The 26,831-nt window shown below is 76.7% G+C and carries 20 protein-coding genes; 6 read left to right on the forward strand and 14 right to left on the reverse strand.

Translation table 11 applies throughout. From position 1 onward, the window contains the following. Positions 1-336 precede the first annotated feature (336 nt). From O4U47_RS06040 to O4U47_RS06050, 3 genes are all read right to left on the reverse strand, one after another. A complete protein-coding gene (locus O4U47_RS06040; RefSeq protein ID WP_270676560.1) occupies positions 337-1,161 on the reverse strand; it encodes an SDR family NAD(P)-dependent oxidoreductase in 825 nt (274 codons plus the stop codon). Continuing rightward, positions 1,158-1,685, reverse strand: a complete 528-nt coding sequence (locus O4U47_RS06045; RefSeq protein WP_270676561.1) for an isochorismatase family protein — start codon at positions 1,683-1,685, stop codon at positions 1,158-1,160. Before O4U47_RS06045 ends, O4U47_RS06040 begins: the two co-directional genes overlap by 4 nt. Before the next feature lie 366 nt (positions 1,686-2,051). Further along, positions 2,052-5,684 (reverse strand): TM0106 family RecB-like putative nuclease, encoded by a 3,633-nt coding sequence (locus O4U47_RS06050; protein WP_270676562.1) that lies wholly within the window; start codon positions 5,682-5,684, stop codon positions 2,052-2,054. Between the two features lie 462 nt (positions 5,685-6,146). Between O4U47_RS06050 and O4U47_RS06055 the strand changes: the two genes are divergently transcribed. After that, the gene (locus O4U47_RS06055) at positions 6,147-6,848 is read left to right on the forward strand and encodes a septal ring lytic transglycosylase RlpA family protein (protein ID WP_270676563.1); all 702 of its coding nucleotides are present in this window, start codon (positions 6,147-6,149) and stop codon (positions 6,846-6,848) included. Positions 6,849-6,945: 97 nt separating this feature from the next. On the opposite strand, the gene O4U47_RS06060 is transcribed toward O4U47_RS06055, so the two are convergent. The 5 genes from O4U47_RS06060 to nirB all read right to left on the reverse strand — a co-directional run bounded on the left by O4U47_RS06060 (position 6,946) and on the right by nirB (position 15,137). Beyond that, a complete protein-coding gene (locus O4U47_RS06060; protein ID WP_270676565.1) occupies positions 6,946-8,124 on the reverse strand; it encodes a protein-tyrosine phosphatase family protein in 1,179 nt (392 codons plus the stop codon). A 2,052-nt stretch (positions 8,125-10,176) separates the two neighbouring features. Continuing rightward, positions 10,177-10,899 carry a sirohydrochlorin chelatase gene (locus tag O4U47_RS06065; RefSeq protein WP_270676568.1) on the reverse strand — a complete coding sequence of 241 codons (723 nt, stop codon included), beginning with the start codon at positions 10,897-10,899 and terminating at the stop codon, positions 10,177-10,179. A 130-nt stretch (positions 10,900-11,029) separates the two neighbouring features. Further along, complete coding sequence (locus tag O4U47_RS06070; protein ID WP_270676570.1) at positions 11,030-12,229, reverse strand: uroporphyrinogen-III synthase; 1,200 nt, start codon at positions 12,227-12,229, stop codon at positions 11,030-11,032. After that, on the reverse strand, positions 12,226-12,612 hold the full coding sequence (nirD, locus tag O4U47_RS06075) for a nitrite reductase small subunit NirD (RefSeq protein WP_270676572.1): 387 nt from the start codon (positions 12,610-12,612) through the stop codon (positions 12,226-12,228). Before nirD ends, O4U47_RS06070 begins: the two co-directional genes overlap by 4 nt. A gap of 2 nt (positions 12,613-12,614) precedes the next feature. After that, a complete protein-coding gene (nirB, locus tag O4U47_RS06080) occupies positions 12,615-15,137 on the reverse strand; it encodes a nitrite reductase large subunit NirB (protein ID WP_270676573.1) in 2,523 nt (840 codons plus the stop codon). A 188-nt stretch (positions 15,138-15,325) separates the two neighbouring features. Between nirB and O4U47_RS31250 the strand changes: the two genes are divergently transcribed. Further along, complete coding sequence (locus tag O4U47_RS31250) at positions 15,326-15,730, forward strand: hypothetical protein (protein WP_408638936.1); 405 nt, start codon at positions 15,326-15,328, stop codon at positions 15,728-15,730. Positions 15,731-15,763: 33 nt separating this feature from the next. Here the strand turns inward: O4U47_RS31250 and O4U47_RS06090 are convergent, their stop codons facing one another. From O4U47_RS06090 to O4U47_RS06110, 5 genes are all read right to left on the reverse strand, one after another. Then, positions 15,764-17,221 (reverse strand): FAD-dependent oxidoreductase, encoded by a 1,458-nt coding sequence (locus tag O4U47_RS06090; protein WP_270676575.1) that lies wholly within the window; start codon positions 17,219-17,221, stop codon positions 15,764-15,766. Between the two features lie 64 nt (positions 17,222-17,285). Beyond that, on the reverse strand, positions 17,286-19,361 hold the full coding sequence (locus O4U47_RS06095; protein ID WP_408638939.1) for a molybdopterin oxidoreductase family protein: 2,076 nt from the start codon (positions 19,359-19,361) through the stop codon (positions 17,286-17,288). Positions 19,362-19,438: 77 nt separating this feature from the next. Beyond that, on the reverse strand, positions 19,439-20,827 hold the full coding sequence (locus O4U47_RS06100; protein WP_270676578.1) for an MFS transporter: 1,389 nt from the start codon (positions 20,825-20,827) through the stop codon (positions 19,439-19,441). A 150-nt stretch (positions 20,828-20,977) separates the two neighbouring features. After that, positions 20,978-21,520 carry a GNAT family N-acetyltransferase gene (locus O4U47_RS06105; RefSeq protein ID WP_270676579.1) on the reverse strand — a complete coding sequence of 181 codons (543 nt, stop codon included), beginning with the start codon at positions 21,518-21,520 and terminating at the stop codon, positions 20,978-20,980. A 213-nt stretch (positions 21,521-21,733) separates the two neighbouring features. Next, on the reverse strand, positions 21,734-22,369 hold the full coding sequence (locus tag O4U47_RS06110; protein ID WP_270676581.1) for a TetR/AcrR family transcriptional regulator: 636 nt from the start codon (positions 22,367-22,369) through the stop codon (positions 21,734-21,736). Between the two features lie 129 nt (positions 22,370-22,498). Here O4U47_RS06110 and O4U47_RS06115 point away from each other — a divergent pair, with 129 nt between their 5' ends. Then, positions 22,499-23,458, forward strand: a complete 960-nt coding sequence (locus O4U47_RS06115; RefSeq protein ID WP_270676582.1) for a zinc-binding dehydrogenase — start codon at positions 22,499-22,501, stop codon at positions 23,456-23,458. A gap of 227 nt (positions 23,459-23,685) precedes the next feature. Further along, on the forward strand, positions 23,686-23,832 hold the full coding sequence (locus O4U47_RS06120) for a hypothetical protein (protein ID WP_270676583.1): 147 nt from the start codon (positions 23,686-23,688) through the stop codon (positions 23,830-23,832). 248 nt (positions 23,833-24,080) lie between these two features. Here the strand turns inward: O4U47_RS06120 and O4U47_RS06125 are convergent, their stop codons facing one another. Then, positions 24,081-24,875: an APH(3') family aminoglycoside O-phosphotransferase gene (locus O4U47_RS06125; RefSeq protein ID WP_270676584.1), complete on the reverse strand. Its 795-nt coding sequence runs from the start codon at positions 24,873-24,875 to the stop codon at positions 24,081-24,083. 126 nt (positions 24,876-25,001) lie between these two features. On the opposite strand from O4U47_RS06125, the gene O4U47_RS06130 reads away from it, so the two are divergent. Further along, positions 25,002-25,844: an alpha/beta fold hydrolase gene (locus tag O4U47_RS06130; RefSeq protein ID WP_270676585.1), complete on the forward strand. Its 843-nt coding sequence runs from the start codon at positions 25,002-25,004 to the stop codon at positions 25,842-25,844. Between the two features lie 124 nt (positions 25,845-25,968). Further along, on the forward strand, positions 25,969-26,769 hold the full coding sequence (locus tag O4U47_RS06135) for an alpha/beta fold hydrolase (protein ID WP_270676588.1): 801 nt from the start codon (positions 25,969-25,971) through the stop codon (positions 26,767-26,769). Positions 26,770-26,831 lie beyond the last annotated feature (62 nt).

A 26,831-nucleotide genomic window follows, 5' to 3' on the forward strand; every position in this document is an offset into this window, starting at 1 on the left:
GGGCGGGGCGGGGCGGGGCGGGGCGACGCGGTCGGCACGGTGCTGCGAGCGGGCCCGGTGTGCTCTGAGCATCCTGACCGGTCTCCCGCCCGCCGCCGGCGGCCACAGGCGCCGGAGGTGGCGCCGTTCCCGAAGTCATGACCCCCTTCTATCGTCGCGGAGTGCGCTTCCGCGGGGCGGGCGGCGGCCTCCTGCCGGGGCGGGCGGGGCGGCCCGATTCAGGGAAACGCCTTTGCGTAGGCGCAAAGTCACCTACAGTGCAAAGGGTGGGTGCCCGGGATGCTGGCTCCCCCTCCATCCCGGGGCCCGCTCCTCCGGTGGTGCCGCCGCCCGTCCTCACCGCCCCTCCCCCGTCTCGTGGGCCTCGGGGTCGTGCGCCAGGACGGTGCGCCCGCCGTCCACGGGAACCGTGGCCCCGGTGATGAAGCCCGCATCGGGCGAGAGCAGGTGGGCGATGGCCGAAGCGGCCTCCGCGGCGGTGCCGATCCGGCCCAGGGGGTGCACCCGGCCCATCTGCGCCCGCACCCGCCCGGCCCCCTCCTCGTCCAGGCCGGCCAGGTGGGCCGCGTAGCGCTCGGTGGCCACCGAGCCCAGCGCCACCGCGTTGACCCGCACCCCGTGCGGCCCGTACTCCACCGCCAGCGCCCGCGTGAGCCCTTCGACGGCGGCCTTGGCCGTGGCGTAGGGGGCGCAGCCGGGAACGGCCTGGCGGGCCTGGTGGGAGGAGACGTTGACGATCGCCCCGGCCCCGGCCTCCGACATGCGCCGCACCGCGACCGCGCACCCGGCGACGGCCGGGGCGAGGTTGGCCCCGATCAGGTCCATCACCTGCCGGGCCGGTGTCCGGTGCAGGGAGGCGTCGCGGAAGACGGCGGCGTTGTTGACCCACCCGGCCAGGGCGGTGCCCGCGGCGTTCTGGGCCGCCTCGGCGGCCCGTTCGGCGGTGTCCTGGTCGGCGGCGTCGCCGTGCACCGGCACCAGCCGTTCGGCGCCGGGGTGGGCGGCCGCCCACCCCAGGGCGGCCGGGTCGGCCTCGACCACCGCCACCGCGTCGGCGCCCAGCTGGAGCAGGCGCTCGGCGGTGGCGCGGCCGATGCCGCGTCCCCCGCCGGTGACCACGTGGGCCCCGCCCAGGCGGGGGCGGGCCTGCGGGGCGCTCATCGGGTCTGCGGGGTCAGGGGCAGGCGGTCGGCGGGCAGGACGCGCACGCCCAGGGCGGCCAGGTCCTCCTCGACGGCGCGGGAGATGGCGTGGGCCGAGGCGTCCTCGTCGTAGGTGGCGTGCGCCCCGGAGGCCAGGACGGTGTCCAGGCCCTGGCCGAGGGCGCCGCGGGCGGTGGCGGCGACGCAGTACTGGCTCTGCATCCCGGCCAGGACGGCGGTGCGCACGTGGGCGCGGGCCAGCTCGTCGGCCAGGGCGGTCCCGGCGAAGGCGTCGGGGGCGGTCTTGCGCACGACGGCCTCGCCGGGCAGCGGCGGGTGGACGAGCTCCCAGCCGGGGGTGTGGGGCTCGTCGGGCTCGCCGGGTCCGCCGTCGTTCTGGACGTGGACCACCGCGGCGCCGGCGGCGCGGGCGCGGGCGAGCAGGTCGGCCAGGGCGGGGCCGACCCGGGGCGCGGCGGGCACGGCGTCGGGGCCGTGCAGCATGTTGCGCTGGGCGTCGATGAGGACGAGGGCGGTCGTCACGGCTTCCTCCTGGAGGGCGGGTGCCGGGGGTGGAGGTGCCGTTCCTATCACCGGGGGGCGACAGGCGGGCGGGCGTGTGGCGCGAGCTGGGGTGTTAGCGGGCGGGAAGCCGAACGAAACCGGCGGGGGCGATGCTGGGGGCGGCCGGCGATCCAGAGGGTGGACACGCCGGGGCGCGGATCGGGCGGGGGCCGAAGGGGGACCCCGCCCTTTCATCCGCTCCGCGCGCGCCGGGCCGTGCGGGCGGCTGGGCCCGCCGGTGCGGTCGTTCCGCGGGGCGGGAGGGGGCGGGCGGGGCTCGCCCGCGTGGGGCCCCGCCCCCTTCCGTGCGGGCCGCCGCCAGGGGTGCCCGGTGGGCGGCCGGCGCTATTCGGCCGGGGGCGGCCAGGGGGCCGCCTGGGCGCACAGGCCCGAGAAGCCCGAGAGCACCCGCAGCTCCTCCACCGTGCGGGGCGCGGCCTGGGCCAGCTGCGGCGAGTAGACCAGGAGCGCCACCACCTGGGCGCGGGAGAGGGCCACGTTGAGCCGGTTGCGCGAGAGCACGAAGTCCAGCCCGCGGGACAGGTCGGCGCCGCTGGAGGCGGTCATCGAGCAGATCACCGCCGGGGCCTCCTGGCCCTGGAAGCGGTCCACGGTGCCCACCCGCACCTGTTCCATCCCGGCCTCGGCCAGGGCCCGGCGCAGCGCCCGCACCTGCAGGTTGTAGGGCGCCACCACCAGCACGTCCTCGCCGGTCAGCTCCCGTTGGGCGGTGGCGCCGGGCTCGTGCACGGTGCGCCCGACCAGGTGGGCGGCGGCCTGCACCACGGCCTCGACCTCCTCGGGGCTGTGGCTGGTGCGGCCCTGGTGCTCGACCGGGCGGGCGTACAGGCCCGGCCGGACCCCGGCCACGGTGCGCTCGGCGGCGCTGGGGTGGGCGCGCAGCAGGCCGCGGTAGGCCAGGCGGGAGACGGGGGCGCACACGGCGGGGTGCATGCGGCGGGTCTGGTCCAGGAAGTAGCCGCGCGAGGCGTCGATGATCTCGGCCTCGCCGACCAGGTGCTCCAGGGCCGAGGCGTCGGCGCCTTCGCCGTGGGAGCCCTGGACGACCTGCGGGAGCTGCTGGGGGTCGCCCAGCAGCACCAGGTTGCGGGCGGCCGCGGAGACGGCGAGGGTGTCGGCCAGGGCGAACTGGCCGGCCTCGTCGATGACCAGGACGTCGAAGGGGTCGGCGGCCACGGCCTCGTTGGCGAAGGTCCAGGCGGTTCCGCCGGCCAGGTGGGCGCCGGGGTGGGCGGCGCGCCAGGCGGCCAGGGCCTTGACGGTGGCGGGCTGCTCCCAGCGGGCGTCGGGGTCGGGCTTGCCGGAGGGGCGTTTGGCGCAGGGCAGCTCCCGGCCGTGTGCGCGGGCGGTGTGCAGGGCGGCGGACAGCACGTTCTCCACGGCCTTGTGGCTGGTGGAGCAGACCCCGACGGTGCGGCCGGTGGCGATGAGGTGGTCGATGAGGCGGGCGGCCAGGTAGGTCTTGCCGGCTCCGGGTGGGCCCTGCACGGCCAGGTAGGAGTGGTCCAGGGCGTCGACGGCGGCGATGGCGGCGGCCACGGTGTCGCCGCCGTGGTCGGCGGGGTCGGGCAGGGCGGGCAGGTGGGCCAGGCGCGGGGGGCGGCGCCGGAGGAGGTCGGTGCCGGGGCCGTCGGGCAGGCGGGGCAGGTCGGGCAGGACGCCTTCGGTGAGCGACCACAGGGCGGCGTCCTTGGGGGCCGAGCGCACGGGGGCGCCGGGCAGGACGGCGGCGGGGGCGCGGGCGTAGGTCTGCTGGGGGTCGCTGGTCTCCTCCAGGGTGAGGGTGTCGGCTCTGGCGGCGGTGACCTGGGCGTCGACGGCGTCGGCGGGGCATCCGGGGGTGGCGGCGTAGAGCAGGCGGACCCGGTCGCCGGTGGTGAAGGGGTGGGGGCGGGCGGGGTCGGCGCGCGCCTCGATCTCGCGGCGGGACTTGCGCTGTCGGCCGGCGGGCTCGGCCCATTCGCCGGTGCGCACGCGCACGGGGACCAGGCAGTCGTTGTCGGCCTCCAGCTCCTCCATGGGGGCGGTGAGGCGGCGGAAGAAGTCCCACCAGGCGGGGTTCTCCTCGCGGCGGTAGTAGCCGGCCAGGGAGGCGAGCAGGGCGCGGGAGTGCTGGTCGGGGTCGCGGCGGCGGGGGTCGTCGGCGACGCCGTCCAGGAGGGGGGCGGTCAGGGCGCGCAGGCGCGCTTCGGCCTCTTCGCGGCGGCGGCGGTTCTCCTGGGCGCGTTCGTCGGCGTCGTCGGGGGCCAGTTCGCCCTGGGCGGCGGGGCGGGTGTCGATGCCGTTGTCGCGGCGCAGGTCTTCGAGCCAGTCGCGCAGGCGGGCGGTGGAGGCGCAGTCGTCGTGGTTGTAGTCGGCCAGGTCGGACAGGATCTGCGCGGCGCGGGCGGTGTCGCCGTCGGCGGCGGCGCGGGCGTGTTCGGCGTAGGCGTCGATGCTGGAGACGGCGGTGGTGACGTCGCCGCTGCGGGTCTGGGGCAGGTAGAGGGGTTCGAGGTATTTGATGGAGTAGGAGCGCTGGGAGACGCGCAGGCTCTTTTTGACGACGGTGTACAGGTCGACCAGGCGGCGGTGGCGCAGGAGCTCGTCGACCTGGGCTTCGCGGGTGCCGAAGGCGGCGGCCAGGAGTTTGAGGCGGTCGGCCTCGTAGGAGGCGTAGTGGTAGACGTGGGCGCCGGGGTCGCGGTCGATGCGTTCGCACACGAAGTCGACGAAGTCCTCGAAGGCGCGTTTTTCCTGGGCGCGGTCGTGGGCCCAGAAGGCGTGGAAGCGCTCGGGGGCGTCGGGGGTGTCGGCGGCGGGCCCGGTGCCGGGGTCCTCGGGCAGGTCGCGGGCGACGGCGCCGAAGAGGTATTCCAGGCCGCGGCCCTGGGGGCCTTCGTAGTAGGGGTAGCCCTCCATGTCGAAGAAGACGTCGCCGGGGCTGGGCGCGGGCAGGGAGGCCAGGCCCTCGGGTGAGTGGACTTCGGCCAGGACGGTGCCGCGGGGGTCGGTGTCGGTGCGGGTGGCGTCCTGGCGGACCTGCAGGGCGGCTTGGGCGCGCAGCCGGTCGAAGGTGTGCGGGGGCAGCGCGGGCGGGCGCTGTTCGGCCTGGGCGGCGGCCAGGGCGTCGATGGTGGTGATGCCGGTGTCGGCGAGTTTGCGGGTCTGGTCGGTGCGGATTCCGGCGACCAGGGTCAGGTGGCGGGCGCGGGCGCGGCCCTCGGTGCACAGGGCGGCGTAGCCGCAGGAGTCGCAGGCGGGCCGGGGTGGGCCCCACAGGGGGTCGGGCAGGGTGATGGCGGCCGCGTCGAGGGGGCCGCCGCCGGGGGCGGTGAGGCGGTCGGCCAGGTGGGTGCGGACCTGGTGCAGGACCGGCAGGAACTCGGGGGCGCGGTGGGTGTGGGCGGTGCCGTCGCCGGTGAGCAGGTGCATGTGCTCGGGGGCGGGGGCGCCGGCCTCGGTGACGGAGGCGGCGTAGGCGGCCAGCTGCAGGACGGCGCCGGGGCCGGGGTGGCGGGCGAGCTTGGTGTCCCAGGGCTCGTAGGTGTGTGGGCCGGTGCGGGGGCGGGTGCGGCCGGTGGCCGGGTCCACGGCGGTGCTGACGAGGAAGTCGGCGCGGCCGTGGAAGGCGACGCCGGGGCGCAGGGGGTGGTAGAAGGCGGCCTGGTAGAGGACGGGGGCGCCGTCGTCCATGGCCTTGCGGGTGGCCTGGGCGGCGCGGAGCATGTCGGCGTGGGTGGGGCGGGGGTCCTCGATCTCGACGAGGGCGTCGCCGAAGAGCGTGCGCAGGCGCTGGAGTTCGGCGCGTTCGTGCTCGTGGCCCTGGCGGGCGACCAGGGGGTCGATGTCGGCGGGGGCGGGTGCGCCGGGGACGTGGGCGGCCAGTGCGGCCTTGAGGCGGCTGCGGTGGTCGCACTCCATGGAGTCGACCAGGTCGGTGGGCGAGATGACCCATCCGGTCTCGTTGCGGAACACCTGGCCGCTCCCTCCCCGGCTGCTGCTTCGCGGGGAATTGTGCCACGGTGGTGCGCCGTTTGAGCGCTGTTCACACGCGCGGCGGGGCGGGCGGGGTGTTTCGGGCGGGCGCGGCGGGTGCGCGGGGGTGGGGGCGGACACGGTGCCGCGCGGCGGGGGTCACGGCGGTGTCACCGTCGGCGCCGGGGGTTTCACCGGGCGGAGCGGGCGAGGGTGACATGTTGCACAAACCCGGGTTTTCGGTTCTCGTTACCCGACCGTGATGGTTAGGGTCGGTCCCCGTTGGTCTTCACCCCCTTTGCGTACACGTGACCAGCTCTTTCCGGTCGCCCCTTGGATCCCGGGCGGCCCAGCTGCGCCGGCGCGCCCCTCGGTTCCGGGAGGCGCCGGACGAGCGGTCCCGGCGGTTTCCGGGCCCCGCGCAGCCGCCTTTCCGTGTTCCCGTTCAAAGGACGATCTGCCGTGGGCAGTCATCAGCCCGACCGTGTCTCCGTGTTCCAGCGCCTGAAGAGCAAGCGCGCCCTGGTGGCCACCGCCGCCTCGGGCGCGGTGCTGGCCGCCGGCGGTGTCGCCGGCGCCGCCGTGGTGGGCGGCGCCCAGCCCCAGGACCTGGACAGCGCCGCGAAGGTCCCTGCGGCCCAGACCTCCGAGCAGGGCGCCGAGGCCCAGCAGGCGCCCCAGGCCGACCCCGGGAAGGTCGACCAGGAGCGCGACAAGGCCAAGGAGCAGCGCGAGGAGGCCGCCTCGCGGGCCGAGGGCGCGGCGAGCGCGACCGCGGCCCAGGCCGAGGAGGAGAAGCAGGAGCCCGCCCGGGAGGAGTCCTCCGGCGGGGGGTCCTCCCAGGAGTCCTCCGGCTCCTCCGAGGGGCTCCAGCCCACCGGCGAGGGCGGCGCCTGCGAGGCCTCGATGTACAGCGACCCCCAGCCCACCGCCAGCGGGGGCACCTTCGACCCCTCGGCGATGACGGCGGCCCACAAGTCGCTGCCGTTCGGCACCCAGGTGGAGGTGACCAACCCCTCCAACGGCAAGTCGGTGGTGGTGTCCATCAACGACCGCGGCCCGTACGTGGCCGGGCGGTGCCTGGACCTGTCCACCGCCTCCTTCGAGACGATCGCCAGCGCCAGCCAGGGCGTGGTGGACGTGGAGTGGCAGGTCGTCGGCTAGGGTCGGCCGGTTTCTCCGTCGGGCGTGTGCGCCCCCGGGGCCGGGGGCGCACACGCCTTCGCCGTCTCGGGGGCCGGTCCCGCAGGGGTTGGCGGCCTCACAGGGGCGGGTAGCGCCGGTCCGGGGGCGCGCCGCCGGGGAACAGGGCGGCGGCCGGGTCGGGCATGTCGACGCCGTTGAGGGCGGCGGCGGCCCGGGCCAGGGCGGGGGTGTGCAGGTGGCCTCCGGTGGCCTCGATGATCCGGCGCAGCGCCTGCACCACGTCGGCGCCGCAGGCCAGGGTGGCGTAGTGGGCGGCGACGGCGGGGGTGCGGGACTGGCCGGCGGCGCAGTGCAGCAGCACGCGTTTGCCCTCGGCGCGCAGGGCCGCCACGGCGCCGGCGGCCTCGTCGAGCACGAAGTGCAGGTTGGGGTTGACGCCGGGGCCCTGGGCGTCGGCGAGCCAGACCTCGACCCGGTCGCGGGCGGGCAGGTGCGCGGGGGCGTCGGCGGGGCCGGTGCGGTTGAGCGAGACCACCGCGTCCACGTCGGGGCCCGCGCGCAGGTGGGCGATGTTGCCCAGCAGCACCCCGGGGTCGTGGGGGTGGGGGGTGCAGAAGGGCGTGTTGACCGAGCGCGCCTCCCCGGTGGGCTGGGCGGCGGCCTCGGGCCAGGTGCCGGGGTCGCTGCCGCGGGCCAGGACGATGGCGCGCTCCAGCAGGGAGCGGGGGGCGACGATGTCGGCCAGGCGGCGCTGGGCCTCCAGGGGGATGCCCGAGGCCCCCCACCGTGCCCCGGCCATGGCCCCTGCGTACATGGCCGCTTCGTCGCCCCCCGCGGCGTAGGCCCGCCAGACCGCCTCGACCAGCTGGGAGCAGGGGAAGACCGCGCGGGCGGGCTCCAGGGGCGGGGCGGGGGCGCGGGCGGCGGCGCGCCAGCCGGCGCCCATGGGGCTGTGCGGGGGCACCGCCGGGTCGGGGTCGGGGACGGTGCCGTCGGCGGCGATGGAGCGCAGGGCCAGGGCCCAGGCGCGGTCGGCGGGGGCGTCGACGGCCTTGTGGACGGTGGCGGGGTCGGCCACGCCCTCCAAGGCGGTGGCGATGAGCCAGGACAGCAGGGCGGGCCCGGCGCCGTCGCCGTCGGGGTGGGTGGCCTCCTGGGCCATGGCGGGAGGGGCGCCCACGATGCACGCGGCGGCCGCGGCGCCGACCCAGGCTCCGGCGCAGCGGTCGTAGCGGGGGTCGTCGCGGTGCCAGAGGGTGTGCTCGTTCCGGTCGTCGGCGGGCTCGGCGGGCATGGAGGGGCTCCTCGGGGTCACTGCCGCGGCACGTTGTGTCTATGCCCTCTAGAGAGGAGCCCACCAGCCGATAGCCGCATCCGGCCACGAACCGCCGTCGATCCCCCGAATCCGGATATACAAGACGCCCGAAAGCGGAGGGAACAGGCCGCCCGGAATGCGGGCGGCCCTTGCGGCGGCGCTGCCGGGGGGCGGGTTCCTCACGGTCCGGGGCGGCGGCGGCTCGGCCGGTCCCCCGCTGACGCGCTCCGGCCGGGCGGCGGGTCGCCGGGGTGCAAGGTGCGGGGCGGCGACGACGCAGGTCAGCGACCCTTACGGCAGCGTTGTCGGCTGTGCTGCGTGTGCGTGGTCACCGTAGTTGGCGACGACGGCGTGAGCGGGGCGGTTCCCCGGGCCTGCCTGCCGTCCGCCGGGCCCCTCGCGGTCCGGGCGCGCGGCGCGGCCGGGCAGGGCGCGTGCTCGCCCGCGTTCGTGGCGGCCGCCGCCCCGGTGCGCCCTTCCCGCGATGATCTCGACGGAAGTGCTGTCATTCCGGCGGTATTGGCAGCACTTCCGTCGAGATCATCGCGCGAGTGGCGACACGGTGGGCACCCTTGTCGATCTCGGGGAAGTCGGGGTTGAAACGGACATCATAAGAACGGGTTCCCCGAGATCATCACGGAGGGGGCCACCAGGGCGCGCATACCGGGCATACCGGGCGCGGCGGGGAGGGGGCGGGCGATCCCGCGTCGCGAAAGGGACGTTTCCCGCGTGATCGAGTGGCGGACCCGCCACGCGGGATGGCCCCGGGCCGCCCGTGGCGTCCGGAAGGCGGGTTCCGGCCCGGCCCCTACCTGTCCGGTGTCCGGTTTGCCTGGTTCTCGGGGTGTCGGGGCCCGCCCCTCGCCCTGTTCGACGCCCGGGGCGGCGGCGCGGGCGGCGGGGGTGCACGGTCATCGCGATTCCAGAACACGTTCTGCGCCCGAGAGGGCCCCAAACGGCACTCCGGGGCTGTTTACCGCCCCTGTCGTCACTGCGGGTAGCCGATATCGGCCCCGAGCGGACCTCGGGCGCCCGACGGGGCGCCCGGGTGCCCCCTGCGCCTGCCCGGACGCCCGAGGTGAACGCCCCAGGTAGGCATGAACCGGGCATTCCGTTTGCAGAACCTGTTCTGGAATCGTCGACTTCGTGCGCCCGGGGCTCGCGCGGGTGTCGCTGAGCGCGCTTCACGGTCCTCGCACCCCTTAACGCGGAGTGTTCACCCAGGTCAGCGCCTCGCCGACTTCAGGGTGGGCCTGGCGGGGGCGGGTCCGGGCGTCGGAGAGTGCGAACCATGGCTCCTGCGTCTCACCATGCCGGAGGTTCTCCGTCGAGGGGTGCACGTTGGTTGAGACGGCGCCCCGGCGGCCGCCGCGAACGCGAACACGCCTCACCTTCGCGGCCATGCCCGGACCGGAGATTTCCGTCGGAGGGGTGCACGTCATCCGGACACCTCGCCCAACAGGTGAGACCCCCGCCCCGGAAACCGGGCATATCGGCCCCCTTTGCGCCCGTCGGCCGATCGAGCGCGGTGAACGAACCACCTGGTGGGTGATCGCGTGGTGGAAGCACCACCCCCGCTGCCCTCGGACCATCCGACAGCACCGGCGAGGGCCGCCGACCCTCGCCGTCGCCACCTTCGCCCCGCACCCCGGAGCCCGCCTCCCGGGCGGTGCCCGGGAGTGGGGGACCAGCCGAGCCGCCCGGCCACCCGGACCGCGAGTGGCCCGCCGCCCGGCAGGCAGGCCCGGGGGACCGGCCCGCTTGCGCCGTCGCCGCCAACCACGGGGAACCACGCACTCACCCGGCGGCCGACCGACCGGCAGGTAGGGCCGCCGCCCTGCGTCGTCGCCGCCCTCTCCCTCGCGCCGCGGCGGCCCGGCGGACGGCCGGGGCCCGGAGTGGGGTACCAGCCCAGTCGCCGGGCCGAGAGGCACCCGGGGCCTGGAAGCCGGGCCCCGGGGCCGCTCGCCCCGCGCGATGTTCCACGGGCAGGGACCCCCTACGCGGGGACGGGGGCGGGGTCGGCGCCCCTCACCCCGCCTGCGGGACCAGGGTCCGCTCCCCCGTCCCGGCGCATACGGCCGCGTACCGGTCGGCCAGGACCTCGGCCACCGCCGGGTCCGGGCAGAGCGGGCCCGCCACCGTGTCGGCGCCCGCCTCCTCCAGGCGCCCTTGGAACAGGCCCGGCGCCAGCAGCCATGAGGCCACCGCCACCCGCCCGGCCCCCCGAGCGCGCAGGGAGGCGACCGCCTCGGCGACGGTGGGCGCGGCCGTCGCCGCATACCCCGGCTCCACCGGCGCCTCCACCAGCCCCGACAGCGCCCGGGCGGCCCGCTCGACCTCGGCCAGCGCCCCCGGGTCCGAGGAACCGGCCGCCGCCAGCACCACCGGCTCCCCCCTGCGGTGCCCGGCCCGGGCCAGGCGCCGGGCCGCGGCCGCCACCAGGCGCGGGTCGGCGCCCAGGGCCCGGGCCACGGGCGCCTCGGACCGCCCGACCCGGGCGAGCTGTTCGGGGATGTCCACCCGCACGTGGTAGCCCGAGGCGAGGAAGGCCGGGACCACCACCAGGGGCCCGTCGACGGCGGCGGCGACCTGGCCCACGTCGGGCTCGCGCACGTCGGCGAAGGCCAGGCGCACCGGGGCCCCGGAGGCCGCCGCGGTGGCGGCGGCCAGGCGGCGTGCGGTGCGCGCCCCCTCGGGGTCGCGGGTGCCGTGGACGGCCAGCAGAAGGGCGGGGGCGGTGGTATCGCTCATGTGGGCCTCCAGAACGGGGACGTCGGTCCGTGGTCGGGTGGGCCGGGCCCCATTGCCCGGGAGGCGTCGGATGGTCGGCGGGATGGTATGCCGTATGCGGGACCGCCGCTCCGACCGGTGCGGCCGGCCCTCACTCACACGGCATGGCGTCCAGGGCCAGGCGGTAGCCGCGCTTGACCACCGTCTGGATCATCCTGGGGTCGCCCAGCGCCGTGCGCAGGCGGGCCACGGCCGTCTCCACCGCGTGGGCGTCGGCCTCCGGGCCCAGCGCCGCCAGCAGCTCCGAGCGGTGGCGCACCCGGCCCGGCCGGTCGGCCAGCTCGCGCAGCAGCCGCATCGGCGCCGGGGTGACCGGGCGCAGCTCCCCGTCGACCTCGGCGGCGCGGCCGCGCACCCGCAGCACCCGGCCGGCCACCGGAAGCTCCGGGCTGGTGCGCGGCAGCTCCTCGGCCAGGCGCCGCACCAGGGCGCCGATGCGCCCGCGCGCGGGCCAGTGCACCGGCACCCGCTCGGCGGCCAGCGGCGCCGCGGTCACCGGCCCCACGCACATGGCCATCGGCCGCCCCGCGCGCAGCGCCCGCAGCAGGGCCCGGTCGGCGCCGGTGGCGCGGGCCCGCTGCAGCAGCCCCGCGGCGGCCGGGGCGCTGGTGAAGGTCAGCGCGTCCAGGCCGCCGCCGCAGGCGGCCTCGATGAGCCGGTCCAGCGGCGCGGGGTCCTCGGGGCCGGTCCACCGGTACACCGGCACCTGCACCACCTCGGCCCCGGCCATGCGCAGCGCCGCGCAGAAGTCGGGCAGCGGCTCGCCGTGCAGCTGCACCGCCACGCGCAGCCCGGCCACGCCGCGCTCCAGCAGGTGGTCCAGGACCTCGGCCGAGGACTCCGAGGGCGGCGACCACTCCTCGGTGAGCCCGGCCGCGCGGATGGCGCCCTTGGCCTTGGGGCCGCGGGCCAGCAGCCGCGACGAGCGCAGGGCCGTGGTCAGCGGCTCGGCCAGCCCCCAGGTCTCGCAGGCCTCCAGCCAGCCGCGGAACCCGATGCCGGTGGTGGCCACCACCGCGTCGGGGGGCCGCTCGATCAGGGCGCGCGAGACGTCGGCCAGGCGCTGGTCGTCGCTGAGCGGCACGATGCGCAGCGCCGGGGCGCACACCACCTCGGCGCCCTTGCGGGCCAGCATGGCCGCCAGTTCCTCGGCGCGGCGGTTGGCGGTCACCCCGACGGTGAAGCCCTCCAGCGGCGCGGGCCCGGCCCCGGGCCCGGCCGTGGGGGCGGGGCCGGGGCCGGGCGGTGCGGCGTCGGGGTGCTGTTCGGCGGCCGCGGCGGGCGGCGTCACAGGGCGCCCCCGTCGGGGCCGTGCGCGGTGCCGACCTCCACCCGCCCGTCGCGCTCGCGCACCGGGTAGGTGGCCAGGCCCGGCCCGCCCCCGTCCACGGGCAGGCCGGTGCGCAGGCTGAACACGTGCTTGAGCAGCGGGGAGGCGACGGTGGGCTCCCCGGCGCGGTCGCCCATGATGCCGCGGGCGATGACGGCGGCCCCGGTGAAGGGGTCGATGTTGGAGACCGCGTACAGGTGCCCGGCCGCGGAGCGGAACACCGCGGCCTGCTCGCCGCCGGGCAGCAGGGCGGCCGCTCCGCGCTCGGCGGCCAGCAGCGCGCTGGGGCACACGGCGGTCCAGGCGTCGGCGGCGGCCGGGGTCTCGGTGGTCAGTACGGACATGGTCAGGCCTCCACAGCGGTCGCGGCGGTCGCGGTGTTCGCGGGTTCGGGCATCCCCAGCGGCACGGGCGCCGCGGGTACCGGCTGGTCGCGCACGGTGTCGAAGGAGATGGTCGGGTCGGGGGTGCCGGGGGCGTTGGCGAAGGACACGAACCGGGCGAGCTTGTCGGGGTCCTCCAGCACCCCGCGCCACTCGTCGGCGTAGCCGCCGATGTGGGCGGCCATGTCGGCCTCCAGGTCGGCGGCGATGCCCAGGGCGTCGTCGACGACCACCTCGCGCAGCCGGTCCAGCCCGCCGTCCAGGGACTCGATCCAGGCGGCGGTGCGCTGCAGCCGGTCGGCGGTGCGGATGTAGTACATGAGGAACCGGTCCAGGTAGCGCACCAGGGTGGCCGAGTCCAGGTCGGAGGCCAGGAGTTCGGCGTGGCGGGGGGTGAAGCCGCCGTTGCCGCCGACGTAGAGGTTCCAGCCCTTGTCGGTGGCGATGACCCCGAAGTCCTTGCCGCGGGCCTCGGCGCACTCGCGGGCGCACCCCGACACCGCCCCCTTGAGCTTGTGCGGGGAGCGCAGGCCCCGGTAGCGCAGCTCCAGGTCGATGGCCATGGTGACCGAGTCCTGCACCCCGTAGCGGCACCAGGTCGAGCCCACGCAGGACTTGACGGTGCGCAGGGCCTTGCCGTAGGCGTGGCCGGACTCGAAACCGGCGTCGACCAGGCGGGCCCACACGGCGGGGAGCTGTTCGACGCGCGCTCCCAGCAGGTCGATGCGCTGGGCGCCGGTGATCTTGGTGTAGAGGCCGAACTCGCGGGCGACCTCGCCGATGACGATGAGCCGCTCGGGGGTGATCTCGCCGCCGGGGATGCGCGGCACCACCGAGTAGGTGCCGTTGCGCTGCATGTTGGCCAGGAAGTGGTCGTTGGTGTCCTGCAGCCCGGCCTGTTCTCCGGCGAGGATGTGCCCGTTGCCCAGGGAGGCGAGGATGGAGGCCACGGCGGGTTTGCACACGTCGCAGCCGTGTCCGGTGCCGTGGCGGGCGATGAGCTCGGAGAAGGTGGTGGTGCCGGTGGCGCGCACGATCTCCATCAGGTCGGCGCGCGAGTGGGCGAAGTGCTCGCACAGCGCCCGGGACTGCTCGACCCCGGCGTCGGCGAGCAGGGTCTTGAGCATGGGCACGCAGCTGCCGCAGCTGGTGCCGGCGCAGGTGGCCTTCTTCAGGTCGGGCACGTCGCGGGCCCCGGCGCCGATGGCCGCGCCGATGTCGCCCTTGGTGACGGCGTTGCACGAGCAGATCTGGGCGTCCTCGGGCAGCGCTCCGGGCCCGGCCCCGGCGCCGGAGGAGGCCGGGGAGATCAGCTCCAGGGGGTCGCCGGGCAGCTCGCGCCCGACCAGGGCGCGCAGGGTGCCGTAGGCCGAGGCGTCGCCGACCAGCACCCCGCCGAGCAGGCGGGTGGCGTCGTCGGAGACGACGAGTTTGGCGTAGCGGCGGGAGGCGGCGTCGTTGACGACCACGTCCAGGGCGCCGTCCTCGCCGCGGCCGTGGGCGTCGCCGAAGCTGGCCACGTCCACCCCCATGAGCTTGAGCTTGGTGGAGGTGTCGGCGCCGGTGAAGGCGGCGGTGCCGCCGAGCAGCCGGTCGGCGGCGGTGTCGGCCATGGCGTTGGCGGGGGCGACCAGGCCGTAGACGGTGCCGTGGTGGCTGGCGCATTCGCCGACGGCGTAGATGTGGGGGTCGCTGGTGCGGCAGGCGTCGTCGACGGCGGCGCCGCCGCGCGGTCCCAGCTCCAGCCCGGCCCGGCGGGCCAGGTCGTCGCGGGGGCGGATGCCGGCGGAGAAGACGACGATGTCGGCGGGCAGCACCTCGGTGCCCAGGTCCAGGCCGGATGCGCGGCCGTCGGGGCCGGCGGTCACGGCGGAGGTGGCGGCGCCGGTGTGGGCGGTGACGCCCAGGTCGGCGACCATGCGGGCGAGCAGTGCCCCGGCGCCCTGGTCGACCTGGGCGGGCATCAGGTGCGGGGCGAGTTCGACGACGTGGGTGTCCAGGCCGAGCAGGCGCAGGGCGTTGGCGGCCTCCAGGCCGAGCAGGCCGCCGCCGACGACGGCGCCGGTGGCGGCGCCGCGGGCCGAGGCGGTGATGGCCTCCAGGTCCTCGATGGTGCGGTAGGGGTGGCAGCCGGGCAGGTCGGCGCCGGGCACCGGGGGGATGAAGGGGGTGGAGCCGGTGGCCAGGACCAGGGCGTCGTAGCCCAGGGTGGTGCCGGTGTCGGTGGTGACGGTGCGCCGTTCGCGGTCGATGGCGGTGACGCGCTCGGCCAGGCGCTGGTCGGCGCGGCCGGTGAGGTCGCCCAGCAGCAGGTCGTCCTCGCTCGCGCCGTCGAAGTAGCTGGAGAGGGCGACCCGGTCGTAGGCGGGGCGGGGCTCCTCGCCGATGACGGTGACCTGCCAGGCTCGGTCGGTGTCGGCGCGGGTGAGGGTGTCGACCAGGCGGTGGCCGGCCATGCCGTTGCCGATGACGATGAGTCGTGCCATGGCTCGTGGGTCCCCTTCCTGTCGGTGGCGGACCGGGTGGGTGGTTCGCCCTCCACGTAACCCAGGGCGCGTTTCTGGCCGGTCAGCCGTTTGTGACCGGAGTGTTTCGTTGTCCTGTCACCCCTGGCCGGGGGCGGGTGAACGGGTCCGGGGTGTGACCGAGGTGACATGGCCGTAGCGTGGGCGGCATGGAGCAGGGGCGGGGGCGGGAGTGGCCCGAGGAGGGGTACCGGGCGTGCCTGGAGGGCGAGAGGCGGGCCTATGCGTGGGTGGTGAGCGCCTACGGGGGCCGGTCCGAGGAGGAGGCGTGGGCGGCGGCGCTGGAGTGGTATCCGTACGAGCCGCCCGGGACGCGCAACAGGGGCCTGGTGTTCCACGATGAGGCGTGGCACTGGGCGATGCTGGAGCTCAAGGGGCGGTACTACTGGGCGGACCACCCCGAGCTGCTCACCCCTCCAGCGGAGTACCGGGCGCTCGAGTTCACCACCGACTTCCCTTTCCCTGTCTCGTTCGTCCCCCACTGGCTGGTCGCGGACGACCCCGCATGGCGCAAGCACATCGGCGGCCCCGCCGATGGCGGAGCCGCCGACTGAGTCAGGGGCGGACGTCCAAGCCCCGGGGCGCGGCTACCCCACCTTCGCCGCGCCCGTGGCGCCGTCCATCGCCTTGAGGATCGCGTCCACGTCCCGGGTGCATCCCCCGCAGCCGGTGGTGGCCCGGGTGGCCTGGGCGACCGCCGGGCGGGTGCGGGCCCCGTCCAGCCACGCCTGCTCGATGTCGGTGCGGGTCACCGCGTTGCACCGGCACACGTGCGCCTCGCCGGGCCCGCCGGCGGCCTCGCCGTCGCCCTGCCCCGCCGCGGGCAGGCCCTGCAGCAGCGCCAGCCGGTCCTCGGGCACCGCCGCCGCCTGGTCGAACAGGCGCGACACCTCCGGGGCGGCCTCGGGGAAGCCCAGCAGCACCGCCCCGGTCACCTTGCCCTCGGCCACGTCGAGGCGGGCGTAGCGCCGCTTGGCCGGGTCACTGACCACCACCGACTCGGCGCCCTGGTCCCCGTCGGTGGCGCCCATGGCGGTCAGGTCGATGCCGGTGGCCTTGAGCCGGGTGACCGGGCGCGCCCCGGTGTAGCGGGCCGCGGTGTCGGTGCCGGTGAGCAGGTCGGCCAGCACCCGCGCCTGCTCGTAGCCGGGCTGCACGAGCCCGGCGCCGCCGCCGGGGTGGGCGGCGCAGTCGCCGATGGCGTGCACGCGCGGGTCGCCGGTGGACAGCCGGTCGTCGACCTCCACCCCGTGGGAGGAGGCCAGGCCGGCCTTCTCGGCCAGGTCCACGGCCGGGCGCACCCCGGCGGTGACCACCACGGCGTCGCCGGGCAGCACGGTGCCGTCATCGAGCACCAGCCCGGTGCCCGGGCTCCACCGGTCGGCCACCCGCCAGGCGTGCACCCGCACCCCCAGGTCCTCGTAGGCGGCGGCGAGCACGCCCGCGCAGGCGCGGTCGATCTGGCGGCGCATGATCCAGGGGGCGGCCTCGACCACGCTGACCCGCACCCCCGAGGCGGCCAGTGCCCGGGCGGTCTCCAGGCCCAGCACGCCCCCGCCCAGCACGACGGCCGGGGCGCCGGGGCGCACCAGGTTCTCCAGGCGGCGGTGGTCGGCCAGGTCGCGCAGGGCGGTGACGCCCTCGGCGGGGGTGCCGTCGGGGGCGGCCAGGCCGGGCAGCGGCGGCAGGGCGGCGCGGGCGCCGGTGGCCAGCACCAGGTCGTCGTAGTGCAGGCGCTCGCCGGTGTCCAGGCCCACGGTGCGCGCGGCGGTGTCCAGGCCGGTGGCGGCGGTGCCGCGCAGCCGGGTGATGCCGGGGCCCTCGGGTTCGGGCAGGGCGATGTCGGCGGGGGTGTAGGCGCCTTCGAGCAGGCCCGGCAGCAGGACGCGGTTGTAGGCTGGGCCGGGTTCGGCCCCCACGACGGTCAGGTGGACGCGGTGCCCCTCCGGGTCGCGGCGGGCGACCTCCTCGGCGAAGCGCGCCCCGGTCATGCCGTTGCCGACCACGACGATGCGGCGGGCGGGGCGGGTGCTGCGGCGGGTCACGGGTGGAACCTCCAAGTGCGGGGCGGCTTCGGGCGGGCTCGGGGCGCGGCGGGTGCGGGCGGGGTCAGCCGGGGGCGGCCCCGGCGGTGGCGGCGGCCCCGGCTGCGGCCTCCGGGGCGGGTGCGGGTTCGATGCGCACGGCGGCGACCTTGAACTCGGGCATCCGGCTGACCGGGTCCAGCGCGGGGTTGGTCAGGTCGTTGGCGGTCTGGGCGCCGCCGTAGTGGAAGGGCACGAACACCGTGTCGCGGCGGGCCGAGGCCTCCAGGCGCACCCGGGCGCGCATGGTGCCGCGGCGCCCGGTCAAAAGCGCCCACTCCCCCGCGGCCAGACCGTGCCGGGCGGCGGTGTCGGGGTGGACCTCCACCCACGCGGCCGGGGCCGCCTGCGCCAGCTCGCCGATGCGCCGGGTCTGGGCGCCGGACTGGTAGTGGCCCATGGTGCGGCCGGTGGTCACCACCAGGGGGTAGTCGGTGTCGGTGGCCTCGTCGGCCGGGGTGTGGCCCACCGGGTGGAAGCGGGCGCGCCCGTCGGGGTGGGCGAAGCCGTCCAGGAACAGGCGGGGTGTGGAGGAGGCGGGGCCGGGGGCGGGCCAGTGCACCTCCTCTCCGGCCTCGATGCGCTCGGGGGCGGCGCCGGAGTAGTCGGCCGCCCCTCCGGCGCTGGCCCGGCCCAGCTCGGCCAGGACGGTGTCCGCCTCGGCGGGGAACCGGGCGGGGTCCTGGCCGAGCCGGGCGGCCAGGTCGGCCAGGACCTGCAGGTCGGTGCGCACCCCGGGCGGGGGGTCCATGGCGCGGCGGCGCCGCAGCAGGCGGCCCTCCAGGTTGGTCATGGTGCCCTCCTCCTCGGCCCACTGGGCCACCGGCAGCACCACGTCGGCGCGCTCGGCGGTCTCCGACATGACGAAGTCGGCGACCACCAGCAGGTCCAGGGAGCCCAGCCGGTCGCGCACGCGCGAGGCGTGGGGGGCCGAGACGGCGGGGTTGGAGCCGAACACCAGCATGGCCTTGGGGCCCGCGCCGGTTCCCAGGGACTCCAGCAGTTCGAAGGCGCTCACCCCGGCGCCGGGGATCTCCTGGGCGTCCACGCCCCACACGGCGGCGACGTGCTCGCGGGCGGCCTGGTCGGTGATGGAGCGGTATCCGGGGAGCTGGTCGGCCTTCTGGCCGTGTTCGCGTCCGCCCTGGCCGTTGCCCTGCCCGGTCAGACAGCCCCACCCCGACCCGTCGCGGCCGGGCAGCCCCAGGGCCAGGGCCAGGTTGATCCAGGCCGAGGCCGAGTCGGTGCCCTTGGCGTGCTGCTCGGTGCCGCGGCCGGTGAGCACGTAGGCGCCCTGCCCGCGGGCGGCGTCGCCCAGCAGCCGGACGGCGGCGCGGATCTGACCGGCGGGCACGCCGGTCTCCAGTTCGCAGCGCTCGGGCCACCAGGCGGCGGCGCGGCGCCAGGCGGCCTCGAAGCCGGTGGTGCGCTCGGCGATGTAGCCGTCGTCGAGGAGGCCCTCCAGTTTGGCGGCGTGCAGCAGCCCCAGGGCCAGCGCGGTGTCGGTGCCGGGACGGGGCGCCAGGTGCAGGCCCCCGCCCTCCAGGGCGACGCGGGCGGTGGCGGTGCGGCGCGGGTCGACCACGACCAGGGCGGGCGCCGTCAGGTGGCCCATCAGCGGGGGCATGGTCTCGGCGGGGTTGGCCCCGGCCAGCAGGACGGCCCCGGCCCCGCCCAGGTCGGTGACGGGGAAGGGAAGGCCGCGGTCCAGGCCGAAGGCGCGGCGGGAGGCCGCGGCGGCCGAGGACATGCAGAACCGGCCGTTGTAGTCGATCATCCGGGTGCCCAGCGCCAGGCGGGCGAACTTGCCCAGCAGGTAGGACTTCTCGTTGGTCAGCCCGCCCGAGCCGAACACCGCCACCGCGTCGGGGCCGTGCTCGGCCCGCAGGGCGCGCACGCGGTCGGCGACCAGGTCCAGGGCCTGGTCCCAGGTGGCCTCGGTGAGCTCGCCGCCGCGGCGCACCAGCGGGGTGGTCAGCCGCTCGGAGGAGGAGAGCAGTTCGGCGGCGGTCCAGCCCTTGCGGCACAGCCCGCCCCGGTTGACCGGGAAGTCGCGGGGGCGGGTGGCCCACCCCCCGCCGTCGGCGGGCTCGACGTACATCGCGCACTGCAGGGCGCAGTAGGGGCAGTGGGTGGCGGTACCGGCCTGCGGTGCCGGGCCCGCGGCTTCGGCGGGGTTCACCGGGCCACCTCCGCGTCGGCGGCCCCCGAGGAGGCGGCGGCGCGCGCCGCGGTGGGGCGGCGCAGGTAGACGGCCCAGGTGATGCCCAGGCACACCAGGTAGTAGGCCAGGAAGGCGGTGTAGGCGGGCACCGCTCCCCCGGTGGCGTCGAAGGACTGGCGGAAGACGAGGTTGATGCCGACCCCGCCCAGGGCGCCCACGGCGCCCACCAGGCCCAGGGCGGCCCCCGAGACGCGGCGGAAGTGCTCCTCGGCGGCGCGCCGGTCGGCCCCGGCCGAGGCGCGTCCGGCGGCGCGGGCGGCGTAGATCGCCGGGATCATCTTGTAGGTGGAGCCGTTGCCGATGCCGGTGAGCACGAACAGCACGATGAAGGCGCCGGTGAACACCATCAGGGAGCCCGAGGCGGAGGCGGCGATGATCAGGCCGGTTCCGGCGGCCATGGCGGCGAAGTTGAACAGGGTGACGCGGGCGCCGCCGAACCGGTCGGCCAGCAGCCCGCCCACGGGGCGGATGAGCGAGCCGATGAGCGGGCCGATGAAGGTGACCGCGGCGGCCTCCAGGGGGGTGCGGCCGAACTGGTTCTGCAGCAGCAGCCCGAAGGCGAAGGAGTAGCCGATGAAGGAGCCGAAGGTGCCGATGTACAGCAGCGACATGATCCAGAAGTCGCGGTCCTTGGCGGCGGCGACCTGGGCGCCGGCGTCAGCGCGGGCGTTGCCCAGGTTGTCCATCCTGCGGGCCGAGACGAAGGCGGCCACCAGCAGCAGGGGGATGTAGGCCGCGGCCAGCAGCCATCCCCCGGCCACGCCGACGGCGGCGATCACGGCCAGCCCGGCCAGCTGCACCACGGCCACGCCGACGTTGCCGCCGCCGGCGTTGATGCCCAGGGCCAGGCCCTTCTCCCGCTCGGGGAAGAAGGCGTTGATGTTGGCCATGGAGGAGGAGAAGTTGCCGCCGCCGACCCCGGCGGTGGCGGCGAGCAGGGCGAACAGCCAGAAGGGGGTGCCGGGGCTCTGGATGAGCACGACGGCCAGGCCGGTGGGCACCAGCAGGGTCAGCACCGACACCACGGTCCAGTTGCGCCCGCCCAGCATCGGCACGGCCAGGGTGTAGGGCACCCGCAGCACCGCCCCGACCAGGGAGACCAGGGAGACGAGCAGGAACTTCTGGGCGGGGGTGAAGTCGAACCCGGTCTCGGGGACCATGAACAGGGTCAGCACCGACCACAGGCTCCAGACGCAGAAGCCCAGGTGCTCGGCGAAGACCGAGGCCCACAGGTTGCGGCGGGCGATACGGCGGCCGTCGGCCTCCCAGAATCGGCGGTCCTCGGGGTCCCAGTGGGCGATCCAGCGCCCGCCGGGGCGGTGTGCGGTGTCTCGGCTCGTCACGGCGCTGCCTTCCGGTCGGTCTCGGCCATCGTCGGGTTCGCCGTCGACGCTAGAAAGCCGCCGTTGCCGGGACATGTCATGTCGTAACGCAGGGGAAACAGGGATCTCACCGCCGGGTGGCGGCGCTGGTGAGGGCGGGGGTGCCCGCCCTCACCGGCAGGGGTGGGCGCCGGGTGCCCGGCGGCGCCAGATCCGCTCCCCCTGCTGGTGTTCGGCGGTGGGGGCCATGCCGCACGAGCGGGCCACGCGCTCGGAGGGCAGGTGGCCGGGGGCGATGGCGGCGGTGAGGCATCTCACGCCGTTGCGGGCCGGCCAGTCGGCCATGGCGCGGGCGGCCTCGGAGGCCAGGCCGCGTCCCTGCCAGGGGGTGCCCACCACCCAGGCCAGGGCGGCCGAGGGGTGGTCGTGGCCGGGGGCGGCCGCGTCGGGTGCGGTGCGCACGGTGGCCTGGACCGTTCCCGCGGGTTCGGGGGCGGTGATGATCCAGTTGAGCCAGGCCTCGTTCGGGTCGGGCGGCCCGGCGAGCATGGCGGTGTAGCGGCGGCGCAGGTCGGCCCGGGTGGGAGGGGCGCCGCCGATGCGGGTGTAGAGGGCGGGGTCGGCCAGGACGGCGGCCATGGGTTCGGCATGGCCGGTGCGCAGCGGCTCAAGGAGCAGCCGCCGGGCGGCGATGGGTTCGGCGCGAAGGGTCATGGCCACTGAGCATCGGGGTGCCGCCCGGCGGCGGCAAGGGGCCGTCAGCGCGTCCGCGTCACGGGCGTTGCCGGTGGTGGGGTCCAGGATCGGCTGAATGCCCTGCCCGCGCAGGCGCCCCTGTCCAGCCTGGCTCCCTATCGCCGATGCGGCCGCCGAGTACGGTGCGCGGCGGGAGGCGGAGGAACGCGAGGACGCCCCGGAGTCCGGTCGCTAGACGAACCTGAGCACGTTCAGAGGGGCCAGGTCCGGGACCGGGGGCAGGGGGCCGTTGCCCGGGGCCGCCTCGAAGGAGCGGACCACCAGCGCGGCGAAGCGCCGGGCCGCCGCCGCGCGGGCGGGGGCCGAGGGGGCGTCCACCCCGCGCAGGGCCATGAGCACCAGGAACAGGTCCTCCACCGCGAAGTCGCGGCGCAGCCGTCCGACGGCCTTGGCGCGGCGCGCCAGTTCGGCGACGGCCTTGAGCGCGTGCGTGCGCTCGGCGGCGAAGTCCACGGAGTCGGGGTAGGTCGCCAGGAACGCGTCGGTGAAGCCCCGGTCGCGGGCGTGCATCTCGAAGATGCGCTCGATCAGCAGGCGGAACCCGTGCCAGGCGTCGGGGTCGGCGCGCGCCTGGTCGAGGTGGGCGCGGCACAGGCGGGCCTGTTCGGCGAAGGCCTCGGCGGCCAGGTCCTGCTTGGTCGGGAAGCGCCGGTAGAGCGTGGCGGGGCTGACCCCGGCGCGTCGGGCCACCGCGCGCATGGGCACGTCCAGTCCTTCGGCGGCGAACAGCGTGCGGGCCGCCGCGAGGATCCGTTCGCGGTTGTCCCGGGCGTCGGAGCGCAGGTTGTGAGGCAAACGGTCGGTCACCTGCCTCACTTTAGGCAAGTGGACGGGGGCGTCCGCATAGCGTCCGCAGGGGCGGAGGCGCGGGTGCCGTGAGGTGCGGGCCGGGCGGGTCTTCGCGTGCACGCATTTCCCACGGTGAGGAGACGATTCATGCGAGCGGTCGTGATCGAGCGGTTCGGGAGCCCCGACGGTGTGGCGGTCGTGGACCTGCCCGACCCGGCCCCGGGGCCGGGGCAGGTGGTGGTCGACGTCGAGGCCGTGGGGCTGGGCGGCGTCGACGCGCTGATCCTGGGCGGGGGCCTGTCCGCGGCCTACGGCTTCGCCGAGGGCCACGTGCCCGGGGGCGAGGTGGCGGGCACGGTGGCGGCGGTCGGTGAGGGGGGCGACGCCTCGCTGGTCGGCCGCCGGGTGTGGGCGCCCACCGGGACGGGCGGCGGGTGCGCCGAGCGGGTGAGCGCCCCGGCAGAGGAGGCCGTGCCGCTGCCGCCGGGGCTGTCAGGGGCCGGTGCGGTCACGCTGGGCGGGCCGGGGGCGGTGGCCCGCTTCGGGCTGGCCCGTGCGGGCCTGGCCCCCGGCGCGTCGGTGCTGGTGCGCGGCGCGTCCGGGAGCATCGGGATCGCGGCGGTGCAGCTCGCGGTGCGGGCCGGTGCGGAGGCGGTGGCGGTCACCGCCTCCTCGCCCGAGCGGGGCGACCGGCTGCGCGGGCTCGGTGCGACCCATGTGCTGGACCGTGCCGGGGGCGGCGCCGGACCGCAGGGCTTCGACGCGGTCCTGGACGTTGCGGCCGGTCCGGACCTGCCGGGGTTCCTGGGGCGGCTCAACCCGAACGGGATCCTGGTGGCGGTGGGCATCATGGCGGGCATGCCGCCCGCGGACTTCGGCGCGGTGCTGCTGGAGGGGTTCCGCCGGTCGCTCACGTTCGCGACGTTGAGCACCGACACCGTGCCCGTGGCCGAGCGCAACCGGGTCCGCGCCGCCCAGTTCGCCGACGCGGCCCGGGGCGGGCTGCGCACGGTGGTGCACGAGGTGATGGCGCTGGACCGGGCGGCGTCGGCGTTTCGCCGGATGGCCGACGGGGAGGTGTTCGGCCGCATCGTGCTGGAGCCGTAGCCGCCGGGGGCGGGGCGTCCCCTCGGCTTCCGGCGCATCCTCCTGTGACGCCGTGTCGTGGGTGCTCCTTGTCGATCGTCATGGAGGACCGGTGACGCGGACCACTGCCCGTAACCCCGAGGCGGTGGGCGATGGTGGCGGCATATCCTTCACAGCCGCCGCCGGCGCCTTGACGCGCTCGACCCCGGCCTCAGAACGCGTCCTCGCCCCCCGGCCTGGCCCGCGGCATGGTGCTGCTGCTGATCGTCCCGGCCCATGTGCCGTGGTCCCTCTACAAGCACGGGACCCGTCCCCGGCGGGAGGACTACGACCGCCGCACCGCCTACCTCCTCGACAGCATCCGCGCACAGGGGGCCGAACCCGGCCGGTCGTGACGGCGCCACGAGCAGGGGGCTCCCGCCCTACGGCCGCCCCGACCTCTTCCGGCCAGTGCGCACACGGCACCACCGGGCGCGACGCCCCCCCGCACACCCGGGCCGCGGAGCCGTTCGACCCCCTGCCGCCGTCGCGCCGCCGTGCGCCCACTGTTGTGCGCCCGACCCCCGGCGGGAGGGGCGGTCATCGGCCGAGAGGACGTGGCCGCGGCCCGTCTAGAAGAAGGCCCGTCTAGAAGAAGGCCCGTCTAGAAGAACTCGTCCAGCAGGCGGTAGAACGCCAGGCGGCCGGGGTCGATGCGGTCGTCGCCGTAGTGGTGGGCGAACGCGCGGGCGAAGGCGGCCCCCCAGGCCGGGCCGCCCTCCAGCTCGCGCAGGGCCGGCGCCACGTCCAGGTGGCGGTCGGCCACCCCCAGGCGGCCGGGGTCGACCACGCCCGTCCACTCCAGGGTCGCCGGGTCGACCAGCACGTTGTCCAAAGTCAGGTCCCCGTGGCAGACCACCCGGTCCGCCTCGGGCTCGGCGGGCACCGACCGCTCCAGCTCGGCCAGCGCCTCCCGCGGGCCCAGCCCCTGCCGCTCGTCGTCGAAGTCGGCGGGGTCCACCCGCTCCGCGCGCACGTTCTCCCGCGCCTGGGCGAGGGTGCGGTCCAGCCCGCGCGGGAACGGGCACCGTCCCGCCGGCAGGTCGTGCAGCCGCCGCGCGAGGCGGGCCACGGCCGCCACCACAGGGGCGCGCAGGTGCGCGGGCCAGTCCCCCGAGGCCGGGCGGCCGGGCACCTGCGCCGACACCAGCCACCCCGCCCCGGCGTCCTCGCCGCACTCCAGGGGTTCGGGGGCGGCCACGCCGGCGCCGATCAGCCAGCGGGCGCGCTCGGCCTCGGCGCGCAGCGCCGCGGGGTCCGCGCCGATCTTGACGTACAGCGTCGCGCGGCCGCGCCCCGTCAGGCGCCACACCCGGTCGCCGGAGTCCCCTTCGGCCACAGGGCTCCAGCGGTACAGCAGGTGGCGGCGGCGCAGACGGCGGCGGACGGTCTCGATCACCCGCGCCACGTTACCGGCCGCCGGAAAAAGGTCCCCTGCGCGCCGATGAGTTCCGCACGCGGCCCGGGTCTGAAGGGGTGAGAACGGCGCCCGGAGCGGGCGCCCCCCTCCGAAGGGAAACGGGCCATGAACGCGACCCCCTCCACCGACACCTCCGCGGGCGGCCGTATCACCGCCAACGGCGTGGACATGTACTACGAGGTCCACGGGCAGGGCGAGCCGCTGGTGCTGCTGCACGGCGCCCTGGTGGGCATCGGGTCGTGCTTCGGGGCGCTCCTGCCCGAGCTGGCCCGGGACCGCCGCGTGATCGCCGTGGAGATGCAGGCGCACGGGCGCACGCCCGACGTCGACCGGCCGCTGCGGGTGGAGCACCTGGCCGAGGACGTCGCCGCGCTCGTCGAGGGCCTGGGGCTGGGCGAGGCGGACGTGCTCGGCTACAGCCTGGGCGGGGCCGTGGCCTTCCAGCTCGCGCTGACCCGCCCCGAGCTGGTGCGCCGCCTGGTGCTGGTGTCGGTGTCCTTCCGCGCCGAGGGCATGTACCCCGAGGTGGCCGCGGGCATCGGCGAGCTGACGCCCCAGGACCTGGAGGGCACCCCCTTCCACGAGGAGTACGTTGCGGTGGCCCCCGACCCGGGCGGCTGGGCGGGGCTGGTCGAGCGCGTCAAGGAGATGGACGCGCCCGGCAACGCCCCCGAGTGGACGCCCGAGCAGGTGTCCTCGCTCGCCGCGCCGACGCTGCTGGTCGTGGGCGACTCCGACATCGTGCGCCCCGAGCACGCCGCCGCCATGTTCCGCCTGCTCGGCGGGGGCGTGCCCGGCGATCTGACCGGGCTGCCCGCCGCGCGCCTGGCGGTGCTGCCCGGCACCACCCACATCGGCGTCATGGGGCGCGAGGAGTACCTGGCCCCCATGGTCGCCGAATTCCTGGCCGCGGGCGCCGACGCCGCCGAAGGGGCCGGACCCTCCTGAGGCCCCGCGGCCCCCCCGGGGCGCCGGCGGCGCCGCGGGTGCGGGCGTCCCCGCCGCCCGCACCGGCGCCGCACGGGTCGCGCCCCTCCCCTTTTTCGATACGAGAACCGACAGGAGAAGACCGATGGATGTGGCCATCTCACGCGACGGCACCCGCATCGCCTATGACCGGCGGGGATCGGGCCCGGCGCTGATCCTGGTCGACGGTGCCCTCGGGCACCGGGCGTTCAATCCCCACGGGGCGGCCCTGGCCGGCCTGCTCCAGGACGCCTTCACCGTGTACACCTACGACCGGCGGGGCCGCGGCGACAGCGGCGACACCGCCCCCTACGCGGTCGAGCGCGAGATCGAGGACCTCGAGGCGCTGATCCGCGACGCGGGCGGGCGGGCCCACCTGTTCGGCATGTCCTCGGGGGCGGTACTGGCGCTGGACGCGGCCGCCCACGGGCTGGCGGTGGAGGCGCTGGCGCTGTACGAGCCGCCCTTCATCGTGGACGGGTCCCGCCCCCCGCTGCCGCCGGACTACGCGGTCCGGGTGGGGGCGCTGGCCGCCGAGGGGCGGCGGGCCGAGGCGGTGGAGTACTTCATGACCGCCGCGTTGGGCCTGCCCGCCGAGCTGCTCGGGGGCATGCGCGAGGACCCCTCGTTCGCGCGGATGGAGAAGGTGGCGCACACCCTGGCCTACGACGCGGCGGTGATCGGCGGGACCATGTCCGGGGTGCCGCTGCCGCCGCACCGGTGGGCGTCGGTGACGGCGCCGGTGCTGGTGGCCGACGGCGGCAAGAGCGAGCACACCTTCGCCGACGGCGCCGACGCCCTGGCGGCGGTGCTGCGCGACGTGCGGCGCGCCACCCTGGACGGGCAGACCCACGACGTGGACCCCGAGGTGCTGGCTCCGGTGCTGCGGGACTTCTTCGCCCACTGACGCCGGGGACGCCGGTCCCCTCACGGGGTGCGGCGGCGGCCCGGGAGGCGGCGCCTCCCGGG

The organism is Nocardiopsis suaedae, assembly GCF_027706745.1.
Classification (GTDB): domain Bacteria; phylum Actinomycetota; class Actinomycetes; order Streptosporangiales; family Streptosporangiaceae; genus Nocardiopsis_A; species Nocardiopsis_A suaedae.